This window comes from Pseudomonas sp. LB3P14, assembly GCF_054898045.1.
In genome coordinates this window covers 2,824,405-2,849,188 of sequence record NZ_CM142714.1, presented here as the reverse complement: position 1 = coordinate 2,849,188, position 24,784 = coordinate 2,824,405, and the positions used below count along the sequence as shown (strand labels likewise).

The following is a 24,784-nucleotide window of genomic DNA, read 5'->3' as shown; positions in this document are numbered from 1 at the left end:
ACACGATACGTGGCCATCCTGGATAACGGATGGTCGGATTTCAGTGGGGTGAATCATCATGCTGAGCAATATGACGATGACTGACGAACATCGCAAATCAGTGATCCTTGACTACTTCAAGGCTTTTGATAATGGCGGTGTCGCCCCGGATGGCCGCAATATCCTGGCGTTGTTCGCTGAAGACGCACAGGTTTATTTTCCCAAGTGGGGGATTGCGACAGGGCATACGCAGATCAGTGAATTGTTTGCGGACTTGGGTGAGCGGCTGATTTCAATCACCCATGACTACGCTCATTTCAATTGGGTTTTTTCCGGTACGGATGTCGTTGTTTGTGAAGGCACAAGCCACGGCGAGCATGTGGATGGCGCGTGGTGCGCTGGTAATCCGGACTGGGCCGCCGGGTATTGGTGCGATGTATTCGAGGTCCGTGACTGGAAAATCAATCGCTGTTTTATCTATCTCGATCCGGACTACGGAGGGCAGGACTCCTTACGCTATCCATGGTTGGCGAAACCGATTTGAGGCCAGGAAAAATGTCTACGACTGATATTGATACACCAACGACCGCCGCCGATGTCGCACTGTGCTGGCTACGAATCACCGGGTGCCTGCTGCTGTTGTCAGTGCATGGAATCCCCAAACTGCTCCATTTTGACCACGAATTGGGATTGATCGAAGACCCGTTCGGCATGGGGAGTTTGTTGACCTTGTCGCTGGCGATTTTCGCCGAAGTACTGTGTCCGGTATTCATCGTATTGGGCGTTCTGACGCGCCTTGCGACGTTGCCGGTTCTATTTTTGCTCGCGGTATCGGTGATCTGGGTGCATCCGGAGTGGAGCCTGGGCGAAGGGCAGTTCGCCTGGCTGTTACTGATCGTCTTCTCGACGATTTTTGTCGCGGGCCCCGGGCGATTGGCATTGGGTACCAGCTTGTCGCGTCGTTGGCCGGTTCTGCGTGAACTGTAGTGCTCCGCAGGGTAATGTAGTTCACTTAAGAGGTGATGGGACGGTGTACATATTCGTTGCTGCGGTAACGGCTACTTAGGGTTCCGCCCTTACGGCGGGTCACTTGGAAAAGCGCCAAGTAACCAAACGCTTTTGCCCCTGACGTACGGCCCTTCGCTTAGGCTCAGGGTACCCTCGCTCCGGTCCTGCTCCGTGGGCCCGCCGCGATCGGCCATCCATGGCCGTGCGCGGCTAACCCGGCATCCATGCCGGGTTGCCCACTGCGCAGAACCTGCACTCGGCCTTCCGACGGGGCAGATCAAGATCAAAGCCAGAGCCAGAGCCAGAGCCAGAGCAAGAGCAAGAGCAAAAGCAAAGCAAACACCAATCCCGCGGCTGGAAAAAATCCAAATGTGGGAGCGGGCTTGCTCGCGAAGAGGGAGTGTCAGTCGAAATCTACATTTCCTGACACTCCGCTTTCGCGAGCAAGTCGAATCGTCGCACCGCCGCTCCCACAGGGATTTGGTACAGCTACAAAAGTCAGGTCGGCTGTCAGGCCGCCTCGCTTTGTTTTTGCGGTACACGCCCCCGACCATGGATGGCCGATGGCGGCGGGCCCACGGAGCAGGACCGGAGCGAGGGCATGCCGAGCCTAGGCGAGGCACCGAACGAAAGGGGCAAGAGCCCTTGGTTACTTGGGGCTCTTCCAAGTGACTCGCTGTAAGAGCGAAACCGTCAGCGGCCATCACCTGAATAATGGATATACACCCGAAACACCCAACCCAAGTGAACAGCAATACTTTAATGGAGGGGACTTGATGAGCTCCATGAAGGAGGAAGAGAGAACCTGGCGCAAGGGCCTTCTGCTGCTGACTTTGACGCTATCAGCCTGTTCCAACTCGCCATCACTACCCGTGCTGGGGGCCTATTTCCCCGACTGGCTGTTCTGCATCTTCGGCGCTGTGCTGCTGGCGTTGCTGGTCCATACTTTTCTGGCTCGGCGCGGTTTGGGTGCCTGGCTGACGCCACCGGCGCTGGCTTACCCCGTGCTGACCGTGATGTTCGCCTTGAGTGCCTGGCTGCTGTTCTTCCAGACCTGACCGGGAGTCGCCCGCCATGAGCGAGAATGTTGTGAAGACACTGCCCCGGCGCGTCCTGATCCTGGTGTTGCTGGGGCTGACGCTGGCATTGCTGTTGTGGGTGGTCTGGCGGCTCGACAACGCACCGCGCACCGATGACGCCTATGTCTACGCCGATACCATCAACGTCACCCCCGAGGTGAGCGGCAGCATCGTCGAGCTGCCAGTGCGCGAGAACCAGCAGGTGCAGCAGGGGGATGTGCTTCTGCGCATTGATGCTCGTCCCTATCAGGACGTGCTGGATCAGACCCAGGCATCACTGCAAGCGCTGAATCAGGAAATCATCCTCAGTCAGCGCCAGGTCGATGCCCAACAATTCAACTCTGATGCCGTAAAGGCCGGCATCGATCGGGCCAAGGCGGCTGCCGTGCAGACTGCGGACACCCTGCGACGCATGGAACCGCTGCTGTCGCGCGGCTATGTTTCCGAGGAGCAGGTGGACCAGGCGCGCACCGCCGCCAAAAGCGCCCGTGCCGAATTGAACGCAGCGCAGCTACAAGTCAAGCAAGCTGCCGCTGCCGTCAGTGGGGTTGACGCAATGGTCGCCAGGCGCGCAGTGATCCAGGCGCAGATCGCCCGCGCCGAGCTGGATCTGGAGCACAGTGTTGTTCGCGCACCTTTCGACGGACGTATCGTTGGCCTGACGACTTCTGACGGCCAGTTCGCGGCAGCAGGGCATCCGCTGTTCAGCCTGATCGATACGCGGCGCTGGTACGTGGTGGCGAACTTTCGCGAGACCGAACTGGACCATATCCACACCGGCAGCCGCAGCACGCTGTACCTGATGAGCGACAGTCAGCGTGCGTTCAGCGGGACCGTGGACTCCATTGGCTTCGGTGTCTTCCCTGACGATGGCGGCGCCCAGGTCAGCGGGCTGCCGAGGGTCGCCCGGACCATCAACTGGGTGCGTGTGGCGCAGCGTTTCCCGGTGCGCATCCGCGTCGATCAACCCGACCCGCAACTGTTCCGCATCGGCGCATCGGCGGTAGCTGTGATCCACGCCGACAGTGCCAAAGGTAAGCCACAATGACGGCCGTGGATGGCTGGCCCGAGCGTCTATGGCGCTTCGTCGTCGCGGAGTTGGCGGCGTTTCCCGGGCGCGGCAACGCGCTGCTGCGCAATCTGGTGGCTTGCACGCTGGTGATCATTCTCTCGATGAGTCTGGAAGTGCCATTACTGGCGCTGTCGCTGATCATGGTGTTCTTCGTGAGCCAGACCAACGTGGTCCTGACACGTATGGCCGGCATCCTGTTCATCGTCAGCGCCACGCTCGCCATCGGTATCGCTATCCTCCTGCTCAAGTTCACCTACGGCTATCCGCTGCTGCGCATCGTCTGTGCAAGCGTGGTGTTTCTGGTCAGTATGTTCGGCATGCGTGCCACGCGCCTCGGCCCGCTGTTTTTCGTGGTGGCTATCGTCACCATTTACGTGCAGAGCCTGGTGGATCTCGTTGCGCAACCCGAGTTGCTGTTACGTGGCTGCCTTTGGGTGTGGATGGCTGTGGTTTACCCGACGCTGGTCACCCTGCTGGTCAACACGTTGCTGCTGCCGCAAGAACCGCAGCAGTTGTTGCGCGAAGCGATGCAGCGTCAACTGGCGCAGGTCGAGGCGTGTCTGGGGGAGGTGGGAGAGGGGCGAACAAAGACCCTGGAAATCAGCCCGATTGATGTCCAGCAGGGCGTGCTCAGCCTGCATAAACTGCTGAAGTTCACCAGCATGCGCGATGCCGGCTATCGAGCTCACGAGGTGCAGCATCTGGCGCTGATCACGTGCATCTCGCGACTGTATGCCGCCGTAGCATCCCTGAACGCGCCAGTCTCGGATGTCGAAGCGCTGGCGGCACTACGTCAGGATTGTGCAGCGCTGGCCAAGGCCATCGAAGGCGGCCCCATGCCGTCGCCATTGCACAGCGAGGCGTTGATGCGGCCGTTGATGCCTGCGGCACTGGAGGAGATGCGTGAAGCGTTGCGCGCCCTGGCCCCCCGCGAGGCCTTGATCCCATCCGCCAACATCCCGGTGAAGGAGCCGCTGCTGGCAAGCGACGCCTTCAGCAATCCCAACTACCTGCTTTTTGCCTTCAAGAGCTGGCTGGCCGCGCTGTTGTGCTATGTGTTCTACAACGCCGTGGACTGGCCGGGCATCCACACGGTGATGCTGACTTGCGTGATCGTCGCCTTGCCCAGTCTCGGTGCGTCGACCCAGAAAGGTCTGCTGCGCATCGGCGGTTGTCTGGTGGGAAGTGCCTTGGCACTGCTGTGCATGGTCTTCGTCATTCCGCAAGTCGAGACGCTGGTCGGCCTGTTGGTCATGAGCCTGCCGGTCATCGGTCTCGGGGCGTGGGTCGCGGCGGGCTCCGAGCGAATCAGCTATGCCGGCTTGCAAATCATGTTCTGCTTCGCCCTGGCCTTGCTCGAACAGTTTGGCCCGAGCACCGACATGACCGAAATCCGCGACCGTCTGGTGGGCATCATTCTCGGCGTTCTGGTCAGCACGCTGGTGCATGGTCTGTTGTGGCCGGAAAGCGAGGGTGACAGTTTGCGGCGGCGCCTGTCTTCAATCCTGCACAGCATCGCCGGAGTATTGGGTGCGCCCAAAGATGATGCATCGGTCGATCACTTGCACGAACTGAGCTTGCGCAGCTGGGGACAGCTCGCCGAATGCGAGGCGATGCTTGCGCGCGTGGCCCTGGAGCCCGGTTGGCAACAGGGCGAGCATGAAGTGCTGACACTGTTTACCCAGACGTTGTTGGCCAAGGCTCGGGAGATCCTTCTATTGACTGGACAGTTGCAGCGCAATCGTGCGGCGCTCGAAGCCCAATTGCCAATGCCGCTGCGCGCTTGGCTGGACGAGCATCAGGCGCGGTTGGGTGCGTGGCTGGTCAGCTACGCGGCGCGACTGAATGATCAGGCGGTTGCGCTGGATGGCTTGCCGCCATTCAATCCGCCAGCGGAAGGTAGTCGGGGCGACTTCGGACTGTTGCGGGAGTTGCATGAACTACGTCGTCTGTTGGGTTCGCTCCCAGACTGGCCGTCTTTCGAAAATGGCACGCTGGCGGAGCTGCGCCCGTGAATGGCGGCACTCGGTTGTGCGCGGTTCTCGGCCTGTGCCTGACCTTGGGCGGATGCGCGTTGATCCGCGAGGAGGGCAGCCTGGTGCCGCCGCTTGATCCGGCCAGCATCCGTCTCGCCGACGACCTGCACCTGGCCCGCGAGGGTTGGCCCGACGCGCGTTGGTGGGCACGCTATCAGGACCCGCAGCTCAACCAGTTGATCGACATCGCCTTCGCTCAGGCTCCGAGCATCGCCATCGCTCGCAGTCATATCGACCAGGCCCGCGCCCAGGCAGCCTCGGTGAAATCTCTGACTGGCGTGCAGGTCGATCTGGTCGCCCTGGTCAACCGCCAGCACGTCTCCGCCAATGGTTTTCTTGGCCCCTTTGCCCAGAACGAGCCGGCCCTCGGCCTCACCGGGCCCTGGTACACCGAGGGCGTGGTGGGCCTCGGCGGCGCGTACCAACTCGATCTCTGGGGGCGGCAACGAGCGCAAGTCGACAGTGCCTTGGGCGTGCGCAACGCGCGTCAGGCCGAAGCGGCCTGGGTCGAACTGGAGGTGTCCAGCGGCGTGACCCTGCTGTATTTCCAGATCCAGACTGCACAACAACTACTGGCCGATTTGCAGCGCATGTCGGCCATTGCTGCTGAAGTGGTGGCCGCGCATCAGGCGCTCATCGAACGTGGCCTGGAGGCGCAGCCACTGAAGCAACAGGCGCTGAGCAACCAGGCACTGATCGAGCGTCAGATCGTCTCTCTGCGCAGCCAGACGCAACAACTGCGTGAAGCCATGCGCGCGTTACTCGGTGTTGGCGCTGAGGTTGCGCTGCCACTGGCGCCGCGATCCCTGCCGACACATGCTTATGGGGTGCCGCAGAGTTTGGGCTATGAATTGCTGGCGCGACGCCCGGACCTACAGGCCATGCGCTGGCTGGTCCAATCATCCTATTCGAACATCGATGCGGCCAAGGCCGCCTTCTACCCGAGTTTCGACATCAAGGCCTTCTTCGGCGCCGACGCCCTGCACATGGGAGACCTATGGGACCATGGCAGCCGACAGATCAATCTGATCCCCGGGATGACCCTGCCGATCTTCGACGGTGGCCGCCTCAATGCCGAACTGGCCAATGCCCGCAGCCTGAGCAACGGCCTCGTGCAACAGTACAATCAAGCGGTGCTTGACGCCGTGCGTGACGTCGCTGTAGCCGGCAGCAAGCTGCAGGGGCTGGAAGTACAGGCGACGTTACAGCAGGCGCGCATCGGCAACATGCGCTTCAACCGTGACAGCGCCGAAGCGCACTACCAGCGTGGCCTGTTGAATCGGGTGGCGGCACTGGAAGCAAACCTGCCGCTGCTGGCCGAACAGAGTGGCCTGGCTTTGTTACAGGGGCAGCGCCTGGAAAGCGAGGTGGCGCTGATCAAGGCTTTGGGTGGTGGCTATCGCGCCAATACCGCAACAGCAGCGAACGATGAGGGAAGCGAGCCGAATGCGGCGTTTTAGCCAGCTCTATCAACAGACTCTCGGCTCACGCGTTAATGTTCAATAGCTTATGCAGGATCAGGCGGCCTGTTACTCAGGTCCGCAACACAATCACAGTCAGCTTTCAGGGCAAGCACGGAAATGGGCTTGAACGTGGAGCAGTCAGCCAGATCCGGGGGCACCGACAGACGGCTGCTCAATGATCAAGTTATCGGTTCTATTGTTTTTGCGGATCGAATTGCTTGTCCCGTATCAGTAGCGCCGGAATCACGCCACAGACGAAGTAGGCCGCACTCATGACGAGAAGGCCCACACCAATCGAGCCGTTCGAGGCGAGGAAGCCGATAGCGGCAGGTGCAATCGCAGCGCCAAGACGCCCGATATTGTAGGCGCCGCCTACGGCTGATCCGCGTAATTTGGCCTCGAAGCTTTCAGTCATGTAAGTGGCGTTCACACCGTAGGGAATGCCGTACAAGAAGCCGAATACCACCAACAGCCAGAGAATGTTTTCCGGGCTTTGGAACAGCACGATCACCGGCAGGAATACGGCGGTCCCCAACGCGCCAAGGGCGAACACGTCACGGCGCCCGATACGGTCAGCCGCCAGACCAGCGAGCACTTTGCCGAGGATCATGGCGGTATAGGTGCCGACCATGTAGCCGGTCATAGAGCTGAATTTCATGCCGAGTTCGCTTTCCAGGTACGTCGGCATCCGAAGGCCCGGGGTGTCATCGAGCAGCTTGGCGAACGCTGATATTGAACATTTGCGGATGACTACTTTTGGTCGATTGCTGCCTGACGCGAAGGGCGGCAGTCGACCCAAAGCAGCCGCTTGCAGATCATCCCCGGGCCGTTCACGCTCATACCTGATCCATAGCCTCGGTCACCCCTCGGTCCTCACCCAGGAACCCGCCACTCTGATGGTGCCACAGCCGCGCATAGATGCCGTTCTTTGTGAGCAACTCGGTGTGGGTGCCCTGTTCGATAATGCGTCCATCGTCCATGACAACAAGTCGATCCATCGCCGCAATCGTGGACAGCCGATGGGCGATGGCGATTACGGTTTTGCCCTCCATCATGTCATCGAGGCTTTCCTGAATGGCCACTTCGACTTCCGAATCCAGCGCGCTGGTAGCCTCGTCAAGTAGTAGGATCGGGGCGTTCTTGAGCATCACTCGGGCAATCGCGACGCGCTGGCGCTGGCCGCCCGAAAGCTTGATGCCACGCTCGCCCACCAAGGTGTCGTAGCCGGAGTGTCCTTGCCGGTCGCTCAGTTGGCTGATGAACTCATCGGCCTGAGCATTGGCTGCGGCACGGCGGATTTGCGCGTCGCTTGCATCGGGTCGGCCGTAGGCGATGTTGTCGCGAATGGATCGGTGCAGCAGGGAAGTATCCTGGGTGACCATGCCGATGGCGCTTCGCAGGCTGTCTTGCGTCACGTGCGCAATGTCTTGCCCGTCAATGCGAATCTGCCCGCTGTCGACGTCATAGAAGCGCAGCAGCAAGTTGATGAGCGTGGATTTACCCGCGCCGGAGCGGCCCACCAGGCCGATTTTTTCTCCCGGACGAATGTTCAGGCTCAGGCCATCGAGCACTTGGCGTTCGCCATTGTAGTTGAAGCTCACGTTGTCGAAGGTTACCGCCCCGCCAGAGGTCACCAGCACGCCCGCGTCCGGCGCATCCTGCACCTTGGGGCCGCGGGTAAGGGTTGCCATGCCATCCTGCACGGTGCCGATGCTCTCGAACAGCGAGGTCATTTGCCACATGATCCAGTGCGACATGCCGTTGATACGCAACGCCATGGCGGTAATCGCCGCCACGGCACCTGTGCCGACTTCGCCCAGGTGCCACAGCCAAAGCGCATAACCGCCTGCTGCCATGATCAACCCCACCACCAACGCTTGGTTGACGATCTCGAATTGGCTGACCAGGCGCATCTGGCGAAAGCCGGTCTGCTTGAAATCTTCCATGGCCGCGCGCGCGAAGTGCGCTTCACGATTGGAATGGGAGAACAGCTTCACTGTGGTGATGTTGGTATAGGCGTCTGAGATACGTCCAGTCATCGACGAGCGCGCATGGGCCTGTTCCTGTCCGACTTTCCCCAAGCGGGGCACGAAGTAGAGCATGGCCAGCCCGAATAACACGATCCAGGCAACGAAAGGCAGCATCAGTTTCAGTGCGAAGCCGCCGGCCAGTGCGATGATCGCGATGAAATACACCCCGATTCCGGGTGCGATCTCGATAAGGGTGAACAGCACGTCGCGCACGGCCAGCGCAGTCTGCATCACCTTGGTGGTGACCCGGCCGGAGAACTCATCGGAAAAGAACGAAAGGCTTTGCCGCAGCATCAGGCGGTGGAAGTCCCAACGCAGCCGCAACGGCAGATTGATCGCCAATATCTGGTGCTGCACCATGGTACGCAACGCCACCAGCCCGATGCTGGTCAGCATTACGATGCCCATGCCCCACAACACGCGACTTTCCTGCGCAGCCGCATCACCACCGGCTTGCCAGGTCGAGAGCAGATCCACGACCTGACCGAGGAAAGAAAACAGCCAGGCTTCGTAGATCGACACACCGGCACTGAGCAGCGCAAACGCGAGAATATAGCCGCGGGCGCCCCGTGTGCACGCCCAAAGGAACCGAGCCAGGCCTTCGGGTGGCGGTGGTACCTCGTCGGGCGGGAAGGGGTCGAGTCTTTGTTCAAATGCGCGAAGCATGGTGGTCTCCGAAACGATCAAGTTGAGGAGATTCTGCCATTTAAAGGTTGCTTTGAGGGTTATGTGGATTGGCGGGTATGGCGCTATTGGCATGTTGCCCTGGAAGTTGGGTTGCCGAGTGGAGGGACTCAGGCATTGTTTAAGTCCAAGTCGGCGGGGCCAAGACGGGCGGTCTCGGAGCGCCGCTCTCGACCCATTGCTGCCCTTCGCGAAAGACAGATAACTACCGATACCGGCCAGTCGCCTTCACACTCATACTGCGTAATTCATATGTTAGCCATAATGCTGGCTTAATTCAGATACGGTGATATCGCCTGAATCAGGGCCTTCGGCAGGCTGCTGAGAACCTGCATCCAATTGTAAGAGCCATTTTCAGCGACTACACTCCAGCCCATGAAACGCTATCTGCGGTTTTGCCTCATCTTCATGATCAGCTTGGCGCTTCCCATCAGCGGGATGGCTGGCGTACAGGCACCCACAGAACCTTGCCCAATGAAGACGATGGGCATGGCGATGATGGACGACATGGGGATGGACTGCTGCAACGATATGAAAAGCCCTTCCGAGCACGGTAAACCCTGTAAGCCGGGCCAGGAATGCAAGACAGGCGGCATGCTGCAAGTCTCGATCTTCAAGCCTCCTGTAACCGTGTTCAGTCCCGTAGTGCTTTCCTTTTTCAGCGATTCCCTGCCTGAACAGACCCCCTCCGGAGTATGGCGACCGCCTCGCGTTTGATTCCTGTCCCACATTGAGCCTCATTCCGCATTAGCGGGATGGACTAGCTGCGCGGGTGCCTTTTGACGCGTGCAGTGGATGATCACAGGAATCGTAAACATGAACTCCAAGTGCTATTGCACAGGTTGGTCCCTCGTGGCCGGTCTGGCGGCAAGCGTACTGGCATTGCCGAGCTTCGCTGCCGTATTGACACTCGATGAAGCGCTGCGGCTGGCCGAAAACAATGCTCCGTCGCTGACCGCACAAGACGCCAAAATTCAGGCTGCCAGTAGCGCGGCTATTCCAGCCGGTGAGCTACCTGACCCCAAACTGCTGCTGGGTGTGCAGAACTACCCCATTGGCGGTCCGGATCGCTGGAGCATTGACCAGGATTTCATGACCATGCAAATGGTCGGGGTCAGGCAAGAAATGCCAAACAGCGACAAGCGCAAAGCGCGCATTGAGGTTGCCAGTGCGGCCGTTGATCGCGCCGCTGCGGAGCGTCGGGTCGAACGCCTGAAGGTTCGCCAGTCCACGGCGTTGGCATGGATCAGCAGCTACTCGGTTGAGCGCAAAGACGCGTTGTTCCAAGACTTCTACAAAGAAAACCGCCTGCTGACCGACACCGTCCGAGCCCAAATTGCTGGTGGCCGCGCTCAACCCGCCGATGCGGTTACACCCAAACAGGAAGCGGCTCAACTGGCGGAGCAGCAGGACGATCTGATTCTCCAGAGAGCGCAGGCCCGAGCAGCCCTAAAGCGCTGGATTGGCTCCGCCGCCAACGACAAACCTGTAGGCAGCTTGCCTGAATGGCCCGTCGATACCTCAAGCTACTCACATAAGCTGCAACACCACCCCGAGTTGGCAGCGTTTGCGCCGATGACACGCGAAGCGCAAGCAAAGGTTAGTGAGGCCGTGTCGCAGAGGCAGTCGGACTGGAGTTGGGAACTGGATTACCAGCACCGTGGCCGTGAGTTTGGCGATATGGTCAGCGTGCAATTTTCCTGGGATTTACCGTTGTTTCCTGACTCTCGCCAAAATCCCAAAATCGCAGCCAAACAGGCTGAACTCAGTCAGCTTGAGGCCGAGCGCGAAGCCCTGTCACGCGAGCACACCCAGCAACTGGAAAACGAACTGGCTGACTATGAGCGCCTCAATCGTGCCGTGCGCCGAAACCAGGAAAGCCTGTTGCCACTGGCCAAGGAAAAGGTCGAACTCAGCATGGCCAGTTATCGCTCCGGTAAAGGCGATTTAAACGCCGTTGTTGCCGCCCGACGTGAACTCATCGAAGCCCGACTCAAACAGATCGACGTGGAAGAGCAGCGAGCGCTGACCAGTGCGCGTCTGTATTTTGCTTATGGGGAGCCCAGCCAATGAGCCTTAAAAAATGGAACGGGGCATTGCTGGTGGGCATCTCGCTGGCATTGGGTGTTGCCGGTGGCTATTGGTTCGCTCACCAGCGCATGAGCGGAGTACCCGTTAACGCCCCGGAGCAGAGCCACAGTTCACCGGACGAACGCAAAGCACTGTATTGGTACGACCCCATGTACCCGCAGCAAAAGTTCGATAAGCCAGGTAAGTCCCCCTTCATGGACATGCAACTGGTCCCCCAGTACGCCAGTGGCGCAGGGGATCGTGCGACCGTCACTATCGATCCAAGCCTCACCCAGAATCTCGGTCTGCGTTTTGCAACTGTCACCCGTGGAATCTTTGACTCCAGCCTCGATGTGACAGGTGTCTTGGCGTTCAACGAACGTGATGTCGCTGTGATTCAAGCACGCACCACTGGCTTTGTGGAGCGGGTCTATGCCCATGCTCCCGGTGATGTGCTCGAAGCCAACGCGGCGTTGGCGGATATCCTGGTGCCGGAATGGGCCGCTGCTCAGACAGAGTTCCTTGCCCTGAAACGCAACGGGGATGCTGCCCTGTTGGATGCAGCCCGCCAGCGTCTACGGCTCACCGGGATGCCGGCAGCACTGATTACTCAGGTAGAGCGTGGCGGTAAGGTTCAGCCGTACCTGACTCTGACCAGTCCCATTGGTGGTGTGCTGCAAGAGTTGAACGTACGCGCGGGTATGACCGTGGCGACTGGCGATACTCTGGCACGTGTCAATGGCTTGAGCAGTGTCTGGCTAGCCGTTGCCGTTCCAGAATCGGATTCCGGAGCTATCACCGTGGGGCAGGCGGTCGAAGCGCGTCTGCCAGCTTTCCCAGGGACAATGCTCAATGGCAAGGTCAGCGCGATTTTGCCCGAAACCAATCTGGACAGCCGCACCCTTCGCGTACGTGTCGAGTTACCCAATCCAGACGGGCGCCTCAGACCGGGTTTGACGGCGCAGGTACGCTTGAACCGCTCGACCGAGCAAAGTGTGTTGTGGGTGCCGAGCGAGGCCGTCATTCGCACTGGCCGACGTGCCCTGGTGATGCTTGCCGAAGACGCGGGTCGCTATCGTCCCGTGGAGGTGCAACTCGGGCAGGAAAGCGATGGCAAGACGGCGATATTGAAGGGGCTGGAAGACGGCCAGAAGGTGGTTACGTCTGGCCAGTTCCTCCTCGACTCCGAGGCCAGTCTCAAGGGCATTGTTGCAAGCTCGGAGGAAGAGGCAACACCCAGCGCAGCAGCCTCCAGCTTTCATGAGGCGGATGGGCAGATCGTTGAGATCAACGACAAAGAAGTCACGCTCGCTCACGGTCCCTTCAAAACGCTGGGCATGCCTGGCATGACGATGACGTTCCCTCTCGCCAGTCCAGCTCTGATGCAGGGTCTGAAAACGGGTGACAAGGTTCGTATCGCGGTGAGCCAGACCGATGATGGTTTGCGTGTCGAGCGCCTGAACAAATCGGGGAGTCAGCCATGATCGCTGCCCTGATTCGTTGGTCGGTGGCCAACCGATTCCTGGTGCTTCTGGTGACACTGTTCGTCACGGCCTGGGGCATCTGGTCGGTGCAGAGCACACCCATCGATGCGCTACCAGATCTCTCTGATGTTCAGGTAATCATCCGCACCCCTTTTCCGGGACAAGCGCCGCAGATTGTCGAGAATCAGGTGACCTATCCGTTGGCCACTACCATGCTCTCGGTGCCGGGGGCCAAGACGGTGCGTGGTTATTCCTTCTTCGGCGACAGCTTTGTCTATGTGTTGTTCGAGGACGGCACTGACTTGTACTGGGCCCGCTCGCGGGTGCTGGAGTACTTGAGTCAGATACAAAGTCGGTTGCCGGCTAGCGCCAAGCCAGCATTGGGGCCGGATGCGACGGGGGTGGGCTGGATCTATCAGTACGCACTGGTGGATCGCAGTGGTGGTCACGACCTGGCGCAGCTACGCGCACTTCAGGACTGGTTCCTCAAGTTCGAACTCAAGACCCTGCCCAACGTTGCGGAAGTGGCCACCGTGGGGGGTATGGTCAAGCAATACCAGGTGCAGCTTGATCCGCTCAAACTGGCCAGCCTCGGTATCACTCAGGCTGAGGTGACCGAAGCTATCGGCAAAGCCAACCAGGAAACCGGTGGTGCCGTGCTGGAGATGGCAGAAACCGAGTTCATCGTGCGGGCTTCCGGCTATCTGAAGACGCTCAGTGATTTTCGGACGATCCCACTCAAGTTGGGTTTGGGTGGTGTGCCGGTGACCCTTGGCGATGTCGCCACGATCCAGTTGGGTCCGGAAATGCGGCGCGGCATCACCGAACTCGACGGCGAAGGTGAGACCGTCGGCGGCGTGGTGATTTTGCGCAGCGGCAAGAATGCTCGCGAGACTATTGCGGCGGTCAAGACCAAACTCGACGAACTGAAAAGCAGCCTGCCGGCCGGGGTGGAAATCGTCCCTACCTACGATCGCAGCAAGCTGATAGACCGCGCGGTGGAAAACCTCAGCCACAAGCTAATCGAAGAGTTCGTCGTCGTCGCGTTGGTCTGTGGGATCTTTCTCTGGCACCTGCGTTCTTCCCTGGTGGCGATCATCTCGCTGCCGGTGGGGGTGCTGATTGCCTTCATCGTCATGCGTTACCAAGGGATCAACGCCAACATCATGTCCTTGGGCGGGATTGCCATCGCCATCGGTGCCATGGTCGATGCAGCCGTAGTGATGATCGAAAACGCCCATAAGAAGATTGAGGCTTGGCACGTGGCCAATCCAGGGGAGGAACTGAAAGGTGAACGTCATTGGCATGTGATGACAGAGGCGGCAGCAGAAGTAGGCCCCGCATTGTTCTTCTGTTTGTTGATCATCACCCTATCGTTCATTCCGGTGTTCACCCTGGAAGCGCAAGAGGGACGGCTGTTCGGTCCGTTGGCTTTCACCAAGACCTACGCCATGGCAGCCGCAGCGGGATTATCGGTGACCTTGGTGCCAGTGCTGATGGGCTACTGGATTCGGGGGCGAATCCCTAGTGAACAAAAGAACCCATTGAACCGATGGTTGATTCGGATCTATCAGCCAGCCCTGGACGCAGTCTTGCGTCGACCAAAGATTACGCTGCTTGTCGCGGTGCTGGTCTTTGTCAGCGCGTTGTGGCCAATGTCTCGTTTGGGTGGTGAGTTTCTTCCGCCACTGGACGAGGGCGATCTGCTCTATATGCCTTCGGCTTTGCCGGGGCTGTCGGCGCAGAAAGCGGCGCAACTGCTGCAACAGACCGACCGCCTGATCAAGACCTTGCCAGAGGTAGAACATGTCTTCGGTAAAGCAGGGCGTGCTGAAACAGCCACCGACCCGGCACCGCTGGAGATGTTCGAAACCACCATCCAATTCAAGCCGCACGAGCAATGGCGGCCAGGCATGACTCAGGAAAAGTTGGTGGAAGAACTGGATCGAGTAGTACGAGTCCCTGGGCTGACCAATATCTGGATACCGCCGATTCGAAACCGTATTGATATGCTGGCTACGGGTATCAAAAGCCCCATCGGAGTGAAGGTTGCCGGCACCAATCTGACTGAAATTGATGCTGTCACCCAGGCGGTCGAACGCGTGGCCAAGGACGTGCCCGGTGTCAGTTCGGCTCTGGCCGAGCGACTAACTGGTGGCCGATACATCGATGTGGATATCGACCGCAAAGCCGCCGCCCGTTACGGACTGAATATCGCCGATGTTCAGTCCATTGTGGCCGGCGCTATCGGAGGTGAAAACGTCGGGGAGACCATTGAAGGGCTCGCACGTTTCCCGATCAACGTACGTTACCCTCGGGAGTGGCGTGACTCGCTCGGCGCCCTGGAGCAATTGCCGATCTACACCCCGTTAGGGAGCCAGATCACCCTCAGCACTGTGGCGAAGGTCAAGGTCAGTGACGGTCCGCCGATGCTCAAGAGCGAGAACGCACGGCCTTCGGGCTGGGTGTATATCGATGTGCGTGGTCGGGACATTGCTTCCGTGGTCGCCGATCTACGCCGGTTCGTCAGTGAGCAGGTCAAATTGCAGCCCGGCATGAGCCTGAGCTACTCAGGACAGTTCGAATTTCTCGAAAGGGCCAACGCACGACTCAAACTGGTGGTGCCTGCCACGCTGTTGATCATCTTCGTGTTGCTCTACCTGACGTTCGCCCGCTTTGATGAGGCCTTGCTGATCATGGCCACTCTGCCATTTGCACTGACTGGCGGAGCATGGTTCCTCTACTTGCTGGGATTTAACCTGTCGGTCGCCACCGGGGTGGGCTTTATCGCACTGGCCGGGGTTTCTGCTGAATTCGGCGTGATCATGCTGCTCTATCTGAAGAATGCCTGGGCTGAACGTGAAGACCTCGGCGACAGCACTGAGCGCGGGCTGGTTGCGGCCATTCGTGAAGGCGCGGTGCAGCGTGTTCGACCCAAGGCTATGACTGTGGCCGTCATCATTGCTGGCCTGTTGCCCATCCTGTTGGGTAGCGGAACCGGTAGTGAGGTGATGAGTCGCATCGCCGCGCCCATGGTCGGCGGCATGGTCACGGCCCCCTTGCTTTCCCTGTTTGTTATTCCGGCAGCCTATCGCCTGCTGCGTCGGCGCCATCTCCCAGTTGAACCCATCCCCCCTCAAGGAAAAGTCGTATGAAACTGACCCATATTGCAGTTGCAAGCACCTTAGTTGCGTTGTCTCTTTCTGCGCGTGCAGAGGACATGCCAGGCATGAAAATGGACGGTATGGAGGGCATGCAGATGAAGGAGACAAAGCAGGCACCAATCGCTAATGCCGACGGAACGATCAAGGCTATCGATACGATGAAACATACGGTGACCATTTCTCACGGCGCTGTTCCAGCTGTGCAATGGCCACCGATGACCATGGCCTTTTCCGTAACGGAAGATCAGCTGACAGGGCTGACGGCCGGAGATCGCGTATCGTTTTCCTTTCGGCTAGAGGGCGGCAAAGCCACGATTGTGTCCATTAAAAAGTGAAACAGCAGTAGTGAAGTTGGCCGGCACGCTTGTCGTGCCGGTTATTTCCCATAACTCTGCATGTCAAGAAAACCGATACGTCTGTGATGTTGCTCGAAACTTTGCTTGCGCCGCCAGGTCAGGCCGGCTCACCGAAGGTCTCAGCGTTTCCATGCCAGGACCGAGACATTATCGGTGCGTTGCTGAACAAAGTGTTCGTGTTTTGACTCCTTTGTTGTGGCCGAGATACGTTTGACCATATCCCCCTCGGGGGGATAGGATGCCGACGTAATTCATTGGGTCTGAGGCTCAAGTCATGAGTGAACACGAACACAACCATCCCCACACCCACCAAAGCCACGAGGCAATCATCAAGCGCCTCAAACGGGCGGACGGTCATCTGCGCAGCATCATCACCATGATCGAAGACGGTCGCGAGTGCGTCGACATTGCTCAGCAGCTGCATGCGGTGGAAAAAGCGGTGTGTCAGGCCAAGCGAACGCTCATCCAGGATCACATTGATCACTGTCTGGAGGACACCGTCTCGGCGCTGAACAATGGCGAGCGCGCACCGCTGGAAGCCTTCAAACAAATCACCAAGTACCTCTAGGTCTGACATGCCCAACTTCGCTGAACTCTTGCAGCAGGGCGGTTCACACGCCTGGCTCTATTTCCCGAGCGCTATCTTGCTCGGCGCTCTGCATGGCCTGGAACCGGGTCATTCAAAAACCATGATGGCCGCCTTCATCGTGGCCATTCGTGGCTCGGTAAAACAGGCAGTGTTGCTTGGACTGGCCGCTACGCTGTCGCACACTGCGGTGGTGTGGCTGGTCGCCATCGGCGGCATGTACCTGGGCAAAGGCCTGGATGCTCAAACCACTGAGCCTTACTTTCAGCTCGCATCCTCTGCTCTGATCATTGTGATTGCACTCTGGATGCTTTGGCGTACATGGCGCGGCGAGCAGATGTTCAAATTCGAGCAAGGTGATGATCACCACCACGGCGAGCATGACCATGGTCATCATGATGAAACCCATCGAATCGATACCGGCCATGGCCGCATCGAACTGTCGATCTTTGAAGAAGGTATGCCACCGCACTGGCGCCTGAAAGCGTTGACCGGGCATGCCTGGCCCGCCTCAGACGTCCACCTCACTACTACCCGTCCAGACAGCAGCACTCAAGCGTTCTCATTCGTCGAGCGCGAAGGTTTCCTGGAGTCGACGGTCGATATCCCAGAGCCTCATGAATTTAACGCTCGCTTGAGTCTTGGGCATGCGGGGCATTCCCATGATTACGACCTGGAGTATCAGGAGCATGATCACGGACACGCACACTCCGAGCTGGAAGGCTTGGAGTTGTCGATTGATGGCTATCAGGATGCGCATGAACGTGCGCATGCCAACGATATCCGTAAGCGCTTCACCAACCGAGAGGTCACCACGGGCCAGATCGTCATGTTCGGTTTAACGGGCGGTCTGATTCCTTGCCCTGCTGCCATCACCGTTCTGCTGCTCTGTCTTCAGGTTAAAGAGGTTGCGCTGGGAGGCTTGCTCGTTCTGTGCTTCAGCATTGGCCTGGCGATCACGCTGGTGGCTGTTGGTGCTGCTGCCGCCATTGGGGCAAGACAAGCCTCCAACCGTTGGCCTTGGTTGGGCACCGTTGCTCGTCGAGCACCTTACCTGTCCAGCGTGTTGATCATTGGTGTTGGCCTGTACGTGGGCATCCATGGCTGGATCGGCTTGAACGCATAGCTCTTGGTCGACCAACTGGAGGCCCGAATCAAGGCCTCCCATCTTTTACCGATCAGCTACCGCAGACCTTTAGTCGAGCTGTCATAATTTTGCAGCACTGGAACAGCAATACTCGGGCTGTACCATCACGTAATTCACACTATTGGCTGCCATTGAAGGCGGCCTTTTTTATGGACTACGCTTTTGAAATCGACTCAAAAAACTTTGCCAATTGAGCCTTTACCTTCGGCGGTGCCGCAGCACGGATGCGCTACCGGGGCTCCATAATCCGTAGTACCGGGTGCCCATCAATATCCTTGAGCGGAAAATACGAACGGTGCGTCGCGGTATCGACGGCAACGACGTGCGCACGTGGGCCCACGCTACCACTGCCGATTTTCGTGACGACTGCACCCTTGACGTGGAACATCGACACAATGCCGGCCTCTCCAGCCACATAAAGTGTGCTCAGCACTGGATCGAACGCAAGCACATCAGGGGTTCCCCCAGTATCGAACTCCTGGATAACCCGCATGGTGTGCATGTCCAGTACGAGGAGCTTGTCGTTACCTTCGCACGTGATAAAGGCAAGCCGGTCACGCGGATTGATCAACAAACCATGGTTGCCTCTCGCCCCAGGCAGATCAATGCGCGCCACAATTTGGTCGGTCGCGGGATCGATTTCGATAAGTTGCCGACGTGTCTGGATATTGACGAAGATGTGTCGTGATACCGGGTCATATTGTGTATTGCCGACTTCACCTCCCAGCGGAATCGTCGCAACACGAGTGTTGGTGCGCACGTCGATCACCGTTTCGGTCTCGCCGTTTTCGTTCGAAACGTAAAGCTTGTGAAGGTCGGGCACATAAGCCATGCCGTCTGGATAGATACCGCCCGGTATGCGACTGACAATGGCCAGGGTCGCTTCGTCAATTGCAACGATTTCGTTGGTGCCCGTCGCCGAAGCGTAGACACGCGACAACTCAGGAATAACGAGCACGCCGTGTACCGACGAGACGTTCGCAGTGCGTCCAACGACTCGGGACTCGCGCATGTCAACGGCGATAACTTCGCCGTCACCAAGATGTGCGATGAACAACAGGTTGCGCTCTGGATCGTAGCTCTCGTAGTCGAGCCGAGTGGCGCCACCGGGCAATGGAATGTCGGTGACGTGCTTCAGTGGTAGGTCGCTAGTCGGCGTCTCATCCGCCGCCTGACAGTAACGAAGGCTTGCGACGTCCATAATGGCTAGCGCAATTAACAGGACGGCGAAGACTGGCAGAGCGAAACGTCGATTGTGCCATATGTTCATGAGGCCCTCTGCTCGGGCAGGGCGGGTTCAATCGCCCTGCCTTTGTCCCCGTCATGCAGGATTAGAACGTGCAGTATTTCACTGATCATGAGCTCAACTCTGGGATGGGCTTCAGTGTGAACAGGTCTCTTCACATTTGCGGAGGCCAGTTATGCGACTCGCCCTGACACTCCTTGCACCAGGCATACAGCGCGTCATACATGATCAAACCATGTGCGAGCATTTCGTGGTCATCGACATAACGCTGCGATAGCCCCAGTGAAATGGCGTACAGCCCAGCCGATTGCGGCGTCAGATCCAGGCGGGAGGTATCTGCCCCGCGCACGATTTTGGCCAGCTGCTGCAAGGCGGGCTCACTGAGCTGGTACTTCTTCAGAAACGCGTCGAAGCTGCACAGCTCGCCCTCATGCGTAAGCTCAACGCCCGGAATATCGTAAGGCGTTGCGTCCCTCTCGGCGGCAATCGACAAAACTTCTCGGCTGGGCACGTACAAGAGCTCGGCCTCAGGATCGATAAAACGAGTGATCAGCCAAGGACAGGCAATGCGGTCGATCTTGGGTCGTTCACGGGTAATCCACCTCATGGAACACCTCCTGCCTAGCTCAGTAGGCTGGGTGATCTGGCAGGCCCAGTGCCCGCCAGAGACAGTTAATCAATTCCTGCTCTCTAGCGCAGCAGATGCACTGCCAAGCCTACGAGCGCGCAGGCCATCAGTACCTGAATCACGCCACGCTTGAAGCGAAACAAGGCAATCGCTGCGGCAATTGCGATCAGCGCGGAAGGCCAGTCCAGGTTGCCGCTGAACCCTTTGGGCCACAGCACGTGGTAGCCGAAGAAACACGCCAGATTGAGAATCACCCCAACCACAGCGGCAGTAATCCCGGTCAGCGGCGCGGTGAACTTGAGTTCGTTGTGGGTCGATTCCACCAGCGGGCCGCCCGCGAGGATGAACAGAAACGAAGGTAGGAACGTGAACCAGGTCACCAGCGTGGCAGCGAGAGCACCCGCCAGGAACACCTGATCGGCACCGAACACCTGAGAGACATAGGCGCCGACAAAGCCGACGAAAGCCACCACCATGATCAGCGGCCCAGGCGTTGTTTCCCCGAGTGCCAGGCCATCGATCATTTGTGTCGGTGTCAGCCAGCCATAGTGGCCGACCGCGCCCTGATAGACATAAGGAAGCACCGCATAGGCACCGCCAAAAGTCAGCAGCGCCGCCTTGGTAAAGAACCAACCCATTTGGGTCAAGGTGCCTTCCCAGCCAAAGAGTGCGGTCAGGATCCCCATTGGCAACGCCCACAGTGCTGCGCCGATGAGTACCAGTAGAGTCAGTTTTAACCAGCTAAATCGGGCATGGTCAGGGGACGGGGTGTCGTCATCGATCAAGGCCGGGCCGAAGGACTTTTTGGCGGCGCTATGGCCCCCGGTTCTGAATTTCTCGGGAGCCAGGCGGCCTCCGATATAACCGATTAACGCGGCTCCCAGCACGATCAGCGGGAACGGCACATTGAACGCGAAGATCGCGGTAAACGACGCCGCCGCCATAGCCCACAGCCAGTTGTTCTTCAGCGCGCGCGAGCCGATTCGATGGGCCGCCTGCACGACGATGGCCGTCACGGCGGGCTTGATGCCATAGAAAAGCCCGGCCACCACTGGTACTTCGCCGAAGGCGATGTACATCCAGGACAGCGCGATCAGGATGAACAGTGAGGGCAGCAAAAACAGCACTCCGGCGATCACTCCACCCCAGGTTCGATGCATCAGCCAGCCGATATAGGTTGCTAGCTGCTGAGCCTCCGGCCCTGGCAACAGCATGCAGTAGTTGAGGGCATGCAAAAACCGCCGCTCGGAAATCCAACGCCGCCGCTCTACCAGCTCCTGGTGCATGATCGAGATCTGCCCTGCGGGCCCGCCAAAGCTAATGAATCCCAACTTCAGCCAGAACCAAAACGCCTCACGCAAACTGATCGGTTCAGGCCTCGACAGATCCTCTTCAGCAGCTGATGGGGAAGCCTTAATCATTGAGTTGTTCCTCTTTCACAAACGTTGCGAGCAGGCCGTCGAAGATGGCGCTCGCAGCAGCCAGCAAATGGTCATCATGGGTAATGGTTTCGCGTAGCCCGGCCAGTACCCGTTCGATACCGGCAGCCTCCACCGGCTGAATACCGCCGACATCGAGGTAGTGCACCAAGGCTGCAATGCGGCCCAGACCGGGCTCTTGGATTTCAAAACTGGCTTGCAGGGTTTCGAAGGTCACGCGGTTGCCGACATGACTGAAAGTCGCGTCATCGAAGTCGAAACCCAATGCATCTGCTGGGCAGTCCTGAGGGTGGTTCAGCCAGAGGATCTGAGCCTTGGGATCAATGAAACGGCGAATCAGCCAGGCACAGGCCAATCGGTCGACCCAGGGACGCTTGCGGGTAGCCCATACGCGGCCCTGATAGTCGCCACGACTCAGCGCCATGATTGGCTGGTCGCAGCTATGCGGCTCATCCGCAGACAGGGCCCTGCTGACCGCTGTCTCAAGCTCCTGCAACGCTGAGTCGATCTGCCGCTTCGGCTTACCAGGAAAGTAATCGATGTATGCCAGCTGATCGTAGGCTTTGCGCAGCTTGCGAATCTGCTTCGTGCTGGACAGCGCATTCTCGGAATTGAGCTGTGCCCGGCACGCTTCGATCTCAGCGCTTAGCTTGCTGTAGTCATCGCTACGGTCGAACAGCTCTACGAAGCGTTCGCCATTCGGGTCGATGACAGGCAGGACGTAGGAGGTGCCATTGATCGCCAGGATGTCTCGCTCGACAGACGCTAGCGCTTCACGACAGGCACCGGTATCCGGCAACAGGTAGGCACCATCGCGTAAGACTGCCGCACCGCTAGCTTTCAAAGCGCGCCAGGCACGCATGCGTTCGGTGGCATTGGCAGTAGGCAGACCGAGAATCAGAATAAGCCAATTTTCCATGTGATGTAATCTACTTATTATGTAGTTTTCACTACCTTAAACTTGATCCGGGCAATTGAAAAGCTCTCCTTCAGAGTTAAGAGTTTTGCGTAGGTAGGAGCAAAGAATGACGACTAGCAGGGGGGGCGTAAATGTCGTGTGATGTGATGGCTGTCAGAAATGCTTTCGATTCAAAGGCAATAGTGCTTAATGGCCGCAAGGGGTGAAAGGCTGCTTTTGGCCGATTGCAGTCCTTCGCAACAAGTAGCTACCAACCCCAAGCGGTCAGTCGTGACAGCAGAAAATGGCAAGAAACAATTCAGATGTATCCATAAAACTGAGGGCGATTCTTTGCTCCGGTGAGATAGGTTGGACGCGAGACCTGACTCAGGTCTCGTGCGTGGAAGATGGAATTAGCCGGCCAGGTTAAAAAGGGGTATCACCGATGATTTCGGCGCGTTCCATTTTTCGGTGGCAGGGTGGGTAATCCATCACGGCTAAATGCTGGGTGCTGCGGTTGTCCCACAGAGCGACGCTGTTCGGTTTCCAGCGGAAGCGCACCTGGTACTCGGGGATAAACGCCCGGCTGATCAGGTACTGCAGGCATCAATTTGCGGATTTCGGCCATCATCTCCGTGTCGCGCGAAGCGACACCGAGGTTGACGTTGCTGATTTCCGCACCGATGGAGCAGGTGAGTTGCTCGACCTTGATCGAATCAGACAACGAGCCAGCGCGGACGATGGCAGGTGCACGAGGGGTAGTCATGGACGTGTCTCCGTGTTCGGGCCACCCCCGATGGCGGCCCTTATAGTTGTTTTGGTTTTTCAGGCAAGAAGGAATCGTCGCGTGGGCTCGACGCAGGTACCGGACAGGTTCATCGCGTCGGCTCCTTCTAACGTTCGGATGGAGGCAGTGTCCGCGCTCAGGGCAGCGCTCGAATGACCGATAGGGACATTGGCTTAACAGTTCGAGACAGGCACGCCTGCGGTACACCGCAGCGGCGTTCCAGAGGGTTAAAGAGGCGGATGACAGGGTGAGCGTTCGCGAAGAGTGATACTCGGCAAGGCCGCGACTGTGGAGCAATTCACCGGAGCCGCAGACAAGCTTAGGAACTTAAGGCCAGAATTGCCCCCTCCTTGTGGAAGGGGGGGGCGAACCTCGCTGTGTAGCAACGATGTTGTCAGACCGGGCGGTCGCCCATGAGGCCGGCGCGCAGCATGCGCCGGGGCTGCGTGTCGTAGTCGTACGCCGCGTAGTGCTGGGTCGAGCGGTTATCCCAGATGGCGACGGTGTTCGGCCGCCAGCGCAGACGCATCTGGAATTCGGGAATCGTGGCCTGCGAGGCGAGGTAACTCAGCAACTGGTAGGCCTCGTGCATGTCCTGGCCGTACCGCGTGCGTTCACCGTCGTGCCAGTTGGTGAAGTGGGTGACATAGCCCATGGACACATAGAGGATCTTCTCGCCGGTCTCGGGGTGGGTACGCACGACGGGATGCTCGGGGGGCGGATTGTTCGTCACAAACCCTTGGCGCTTCTCGTTCGACATGCCGCCGCAGAACGCGATCTCGACGCTGCTCCTGGCATTCAGACCCTCGATTTGTTGCTTCACACGCTCCGGCAGCATCTCGTAGGCGAGCGCCATGTTGGCCCACAGCGTATCGCCACCGAGCTCCGGGCAGTGGACGCAGCGCAACACCGCGCCCTTCAGCGGCTCGGACTGGGACATGGTGTCGGAATGCCAGTTGTTCTCGAAGCTTCTCGGTTTGGTGTAGCCGGGGAGCTTGCTTTTTTCGGCTTCATCGATAACCAGGATCTTCGGTGCGTCCGGCATGCCGGCGTAGACCCTGTGGACATCCAGTTCGCCGAAGCACTCGGCAAAGGTCTGCTGTTCCAGCGGCGTGATGTCCTGGTCGCGGAAGACCAGCACTTTGTGCTTGAGCCAGAGCGCCTTTATCTCCGCGAACAGCTCGGCGTCCTGGCTGGCATCGACCAGACTGACGTTGCTGATCTCGGCCCCAAGGGCCGGCGACAGGCGCTCGACTTTCAGGGAGTTCTTGAGTGCCGACGGTCTGACGATCGCCGGAGCGCCTGCAATGGGGCGGGTTACGTGAATTTCTGTCATCACTATCTCCTGGTTCAGCCTGTAAGTCTTTGAACAGATGGCACGGATATACGGGTAACCGCGTGCTGGGGGGCGCACTCAAGTCTTTCTGATTGGGTTCAGGCACGGAGCATCCTGGCCTTTGGCGCATGCGCGCCCAGCGAGTCACGGACGGGTCTAGGTCGGTGCAGATACCCAGGGCAGGCTCATCGCATGGGTCCTTCAACCGTTCGGATGCAAGGCAGTATCCGCGTGCAGGACAAAGTTCGAATGACGGGCTGGGACATTCGTTTACCCTTTTGGGACACGCACG

The 24,784-nt window shown here is 58.7% G+C and carries 19 protein-coding genes and 2 pseudogenes; 13 read left to right on the top strand and 8 right to left on the bottom strand.

Annotation, left to right across the window (positions count from 1 at the left end):
* Positions 1-58 precede the first annotated feature (58 nt).
* From ACYZT5_RS13210 to ACYZT5_RS13185, 6 genes are all read left to right on the top strand, one after another.
* On the top strand, positions 59-523 hold the full coding sequence (locus tag ACYZT5_RS13210; protein WP_462051495.1) for a nuclear transport factor 2 family protein: 465 nt from the start codon (positions 59-61) through the stop codon (positions 521-523).
* An 11-nt stretch (positions 524-534) separates the two neighbouring features.
* Positions 535-966, top strand: coding sequence for a DoxX family protein (locus ACYZT5_RS13205; protein WP_462051494.1), 432 nt, complete (start codon positions 535-537; stop codon positions 964-966).
* Between the two features lie 797 nt (positions 967-1,763).
* Positions 1,764-2,045, top strand: coding sequence for a YtcA family lipoprotein (locus tag ACYZT5_RS13200; RefSeq protein WP_462051493.1), 282 nt, complete (start codon positions 1,764-1,766; stop codon positions 2,043-2,045).
* Positions 2,046-2,061: 16 nt separating this feature from the next.
* Positions 2,062-3,114, top strand: a complete 1,053-nt coding sequence (gene mdtN / locus ACYZT5_RS13195) for a multidrug transporter subunit MdtN (RefSeq protein WP_462051492.1) — start codon at positions 2,062-2,064, stop codon at positions 3,112-3,114.
* The gene (locus ACYZT5_RS13190) at positions 3,111-5,153 is read left to right on the top strand and encodes an FUSC family protein (RefSeq protein WP_462051491.1); all 2,043 of its coding nucleotides are present in this window, start codon (positions 3,111-3,113) and stop codon (positions 5,151-5,153) included. The genes mdtN and ACYZT5_RS13190 overlap by 4 nt, the downstream gene beginning before the upstream one ends.
* Positions 5,150-6,634, top strand: coding sequence for an efflux transporter outer membrane subunit (locus ACYZT5_RS13185; RefSeq protein ID WP_462051490.1), 1,485 nt, complete (start codon positions 5,150-5,152; stop codon positions 6,632-6,634). The genes ACYZT5_RS13190 and ACYZT5_RS13185 overlap by 4 nt, the downstream gene beginning before the upstream one ends.
* 196 nt (positions 6,635-6,830) lie before the next feature.
* Here ACYZT5_RS13185 and ACYZT5_RS13180 read toward each other — a convergent pair.
* Positions 6,831-7,325 (bottom strand): annotated as a pseudogene (locus ACYZT5_RS13180) (MFS transporter); the annotation flags it as partial.
* Between the two features lie 148 nt (positions 7,326-7,473).
* On the bottom strand, positions 7,474-9,333 hold the full coding sequence (locus tag ACYZT5_RS13175) for an ABC transporter ATP-binding protein (RefSeq protein ID WP_462051489.1): 1,860 nt from the start codon (positions 9,331-9,333) through the stop codon (positions 7,474-7,476).
* Between the two features lie 393 nt (positions 9,334-9,726).
* Between ACYZT5_RS13175 and ACYZT5_RS13170 the strand changes: the two genes are divergently transcribed.
* The 7 genes from ACYZT5_RS13170 (at position 9,727) to ACYZT5_RS13140 (ending at position 18,137) form a co-directional block, all read left to right on the top strand.
* A complete protein-coding gene (locus ACYZT5_RS13170) occupies positions 9,727-10,068 on the top strand; it encodes a hypothetical protein (protein WP_462051488.1) in 342 nt (113 codons plus the stop codon).
* A 99-nt stretch (positions 10,069-10,167) separates the two neighbouring features.
* Positions 10,168-11,424, top strand: a complete 1,257-nt coding sequence (locus ACYZT5_RS13165) for a TolC family protein (protein WP_462051487.1) — start codon at positions 10,168-10,170, stop codon at positions 11,422-11,424.
* A complete protein-coding gene (locus ACYZT5_RS13160; protein WP_462051486.1) occupies positions 11,421-12,905 on the top strand; it encodes an efflux RND transporter periplasmic adaptor subunit in 1,485 nt (494 codons plus the stop codon). Before ACYZT5_RS13165 ends, ACYZT5_RS13160 begins: the two co-directional genes overlap by 4 nt.
* Positions 12,902-16,060: an efflux RND transporter permease subunit gene (locus ACYZT5_RS13155; RefSeq protein WP_462051485.1), complete on the top strand. Its 3,159-nt coding sequence runs from the start codon at positions 12,902-12,904 to the stop codon at positions 16,058-16,060. The genes ACYZT5_RS13160 and ACYZT5_RS13155 overlap by 4 nt, the downstream gene beginning before the upstream one ends.
* Complete coding sequence (locus ACYZT5_RS13150) at positions 16,057-16,404, top strand: copper-binding protein (RefSeq protein ID WP_462051484.1); 348 nt, start codon at positions 16,057-16,059, stop codon at positions 16,402-16,404. The genes ACYZT5_RS13155 and ACYZT5_RS13150 overlap by 4 nt, the downstream gene beginning before the upstream one ends.
* 295 nt (positions 16,405-16,699) lie before the next feature.
* A complete protein-coding gene (locus ACYZT5_RS13145; RefSeq protein ID WP_462051483.1) occupies positions 16,700-16,993 on the top strand; it encodes a metal-sensing transcriptional repressor in 294 nt (97 codons plus the stop codon).
* Positions 16,994-17,000: 7 nt separating this feature from the next.
* The gene (locus ACYZT5_RS13140; RefSeq protein WP_462051482.1) at positions 17,001-18,137 is read left to right on the top strand and encodes a nickel/cobalt efflux protein RcnA; all 1,137 of its coding nucleotides are present in this window, start codon (positions 17,001-17,003) and stop codon (positions 18,135-18,137) included.
* Between the two features lie 250 nt (positions 18,138-18,387).
* On the opposite strand, the gene ACYZT5_RS13135 is transcribed toward ACYZT5_RS13140, so the two are convergent.
* The 6 genes and pseudogenes from ACYZT5_RS13135 to ACYZT5_RS13110 form a co-directional block, all read right to left on the bottom strand.
* Entirely contained in the window at positions 18,388-19,428 is a 1,041-nt protein-coding gene (locus tag ACYZT5_RS13135; protein WP_462051481.1) for a YncE family protein, read from the bottom strand.
* Between the two features lie 130 nt (positions 19,429-19,558).
* Positions 19,559-20,011, bottom strand: a complete 453-nt coding sequence (locus ACYZT5_RS13130; protein ID WP_462051480.1) for a chromate resistance protein ChrB domain-containing protein — start codon at positions 20,009-20,011, stop codon at positions 19,559-19,561.
* 83 nt (positions 20,012-20,094) lie between these two features.
* Entirely contained in the window at positions 20,095-21,453 is a 1,359-nt protein-coding gene (gene chrA / locus ACYZT5_RS13125; RefSeq protein ID WP_462051479.1) for a chromate efflux transporter, read from the bottom strand.
* On the bottom strand, positions 21,446-22,390 hold the full coding sequence (locus ACYZT5_RS13120; protein ID WP_462051478.1) for a chromate resistance protein ChrB domain-containing protein: 945 nt from the start codon (positions 22,388-22,390) through the stop codon (positions 21,446-21,448). The genes chrA and ACYZT5_RS13120 overlap by 8 nt, the downstream gene beginning before the upstream one ends.
* A 405-nt stretch (positions 22,391-22,795) precedes the next feature.
* Positions 22,796-22,972, bottom strand: a pseudogene (locus tag ACYZT5_RS13115) (TauD/TfdA dioxygenase family protein); the annotation flags it as partial.
* A 578-nt stretch (positions 22,973-23,550) separates the two neighbouring features.
* Positions 23,551-24,417: a TauD/TfdA dioxygenase family protein gene (locus ACYZT5_RS13110; RefSeq protein ID WP_462052246.1), complete on the bottom strand. Its 867-nt coding sequence runs from the start codon at positions 24,415-24,417 to the stop codon at positions 23,551-23,553.
* Positions 24,418-24,784 lie beyond the last annotated feature (367 nt).

Coding starts and splice junctions, on each gene's coding strand:
- ACYZT5_RS13135 (WP_462051481.1), bottom strand. CDS start 19,428: ATGAACATATGGCACAATCGACGTTTCGCTCTGCCAGTCTTCGCCGTC.
- ACYZT5_RS13155 (WP_462051485.1), top strand. CDS start 12,902: ATGATCGCTGCCCTGATTCGTTGGTCGGTGGCCAACCGATTCCTGGTG.
- mdtN (WP_462051492.1), top strand. CDS start 2,062: ATGAGCGAGAATGTTGTGAAGACACTGCCCCGGCGCGTCCTGATCCTG.
- ACYZT5_RS13120 (WP_462051478.1), bottom strand. CDS start 22,390: ATGGAAAATTGGCTTATTCTGATTCTCGGTCTGCCTACTGCCAATGCC.
- chrA (WP_462051479.1), bottom strand. CDS start 21,453: ATGATTAAGGCTTCCCCATCAGCTGCTGAAGAGGATCTGTCGAGGCCT.
- ACYZT5_RS13170 (WP_462051488.1), top strand. CDS start 9,727: ATGAAACGCTATCTGCGGTTTTGCCTCATCTTCATGATCAGCTTGGCG.
- ACYZT5_RS13130 (WP_462051480.1), bottom strand. CDS start 20,011: ATGAGGTGGATTACCCGTGAACGACCCAAGATCGACCGCATTGCCTGT.
- ACYZT5_RS13160 (WP_462051486.1), top strand. CDS start 11,421: ATGAGCCTTAAAAAATGGAACGGGGCATTGCTGGTGGGCATCTCGCTG.
- ACYZT5_RS13210 (WP_462051495.1), top strand. CDS start 59: ATGCTGAGCAATATGACGATGACTGACGAACATCGCAAATCAGTGATC.
- ACYZT5_RS13205 (WP_462051494.1), top strand. CDS start 535: ATGTCTACGACTGATATTGATACACCAACGACCGCCGCCGATGTCGCA.
- ACYZT5_RS13140 (WP_462051482.1), top strand. CDS start 17,001: ATGCCCAACTTCGCTGAACTCTTGCAGCAGGGCGGTTCACACGCCTGG.
- ACYZT5_RS13175 (WP_462051489.1), bottom strand. CDS start 9,333: ATGCTTCGCGCATTTGAACAAAGACTCGACCCCTTCCCGCCCGACGAG.
- ACYZT5_RS13145 (WP_462051483.1), top strand. CDS start 16,700: ATGAGTGAACACGAACACAACCATCCCCACACCCACCAAAGCCACGAG.
- ACYZT5_RS13150 (WP_462051484.1), top strand. CDS start 16,057: ATGAAACTGACCCATATTGCAGTTGCAAGCACCTTAGTTGCGTTGTCT.
- ACYZT5_RS13165 (WP_462051487.1), top strand. CDS start 10,168: ATGAACTCCAAGTGCTATTGCACAGGTTGGTCCCTCGTGGCCGGTCTG.
- ACYZT5_RS13200 (WP_462051493.1), top strand. CDS start 1,764: ATGAGCTCCATGAAGGAGGAAGAGAGAACCTGGCGCAAGGGCCTTCTG.
- ACYZT5_RS13190 (WP_462051491.1), top strand. CDS start 3,111: ATGACGGCCGTGGATGGCTGGCCCGAGCGTCTATGGCGCTTCGTCGTC.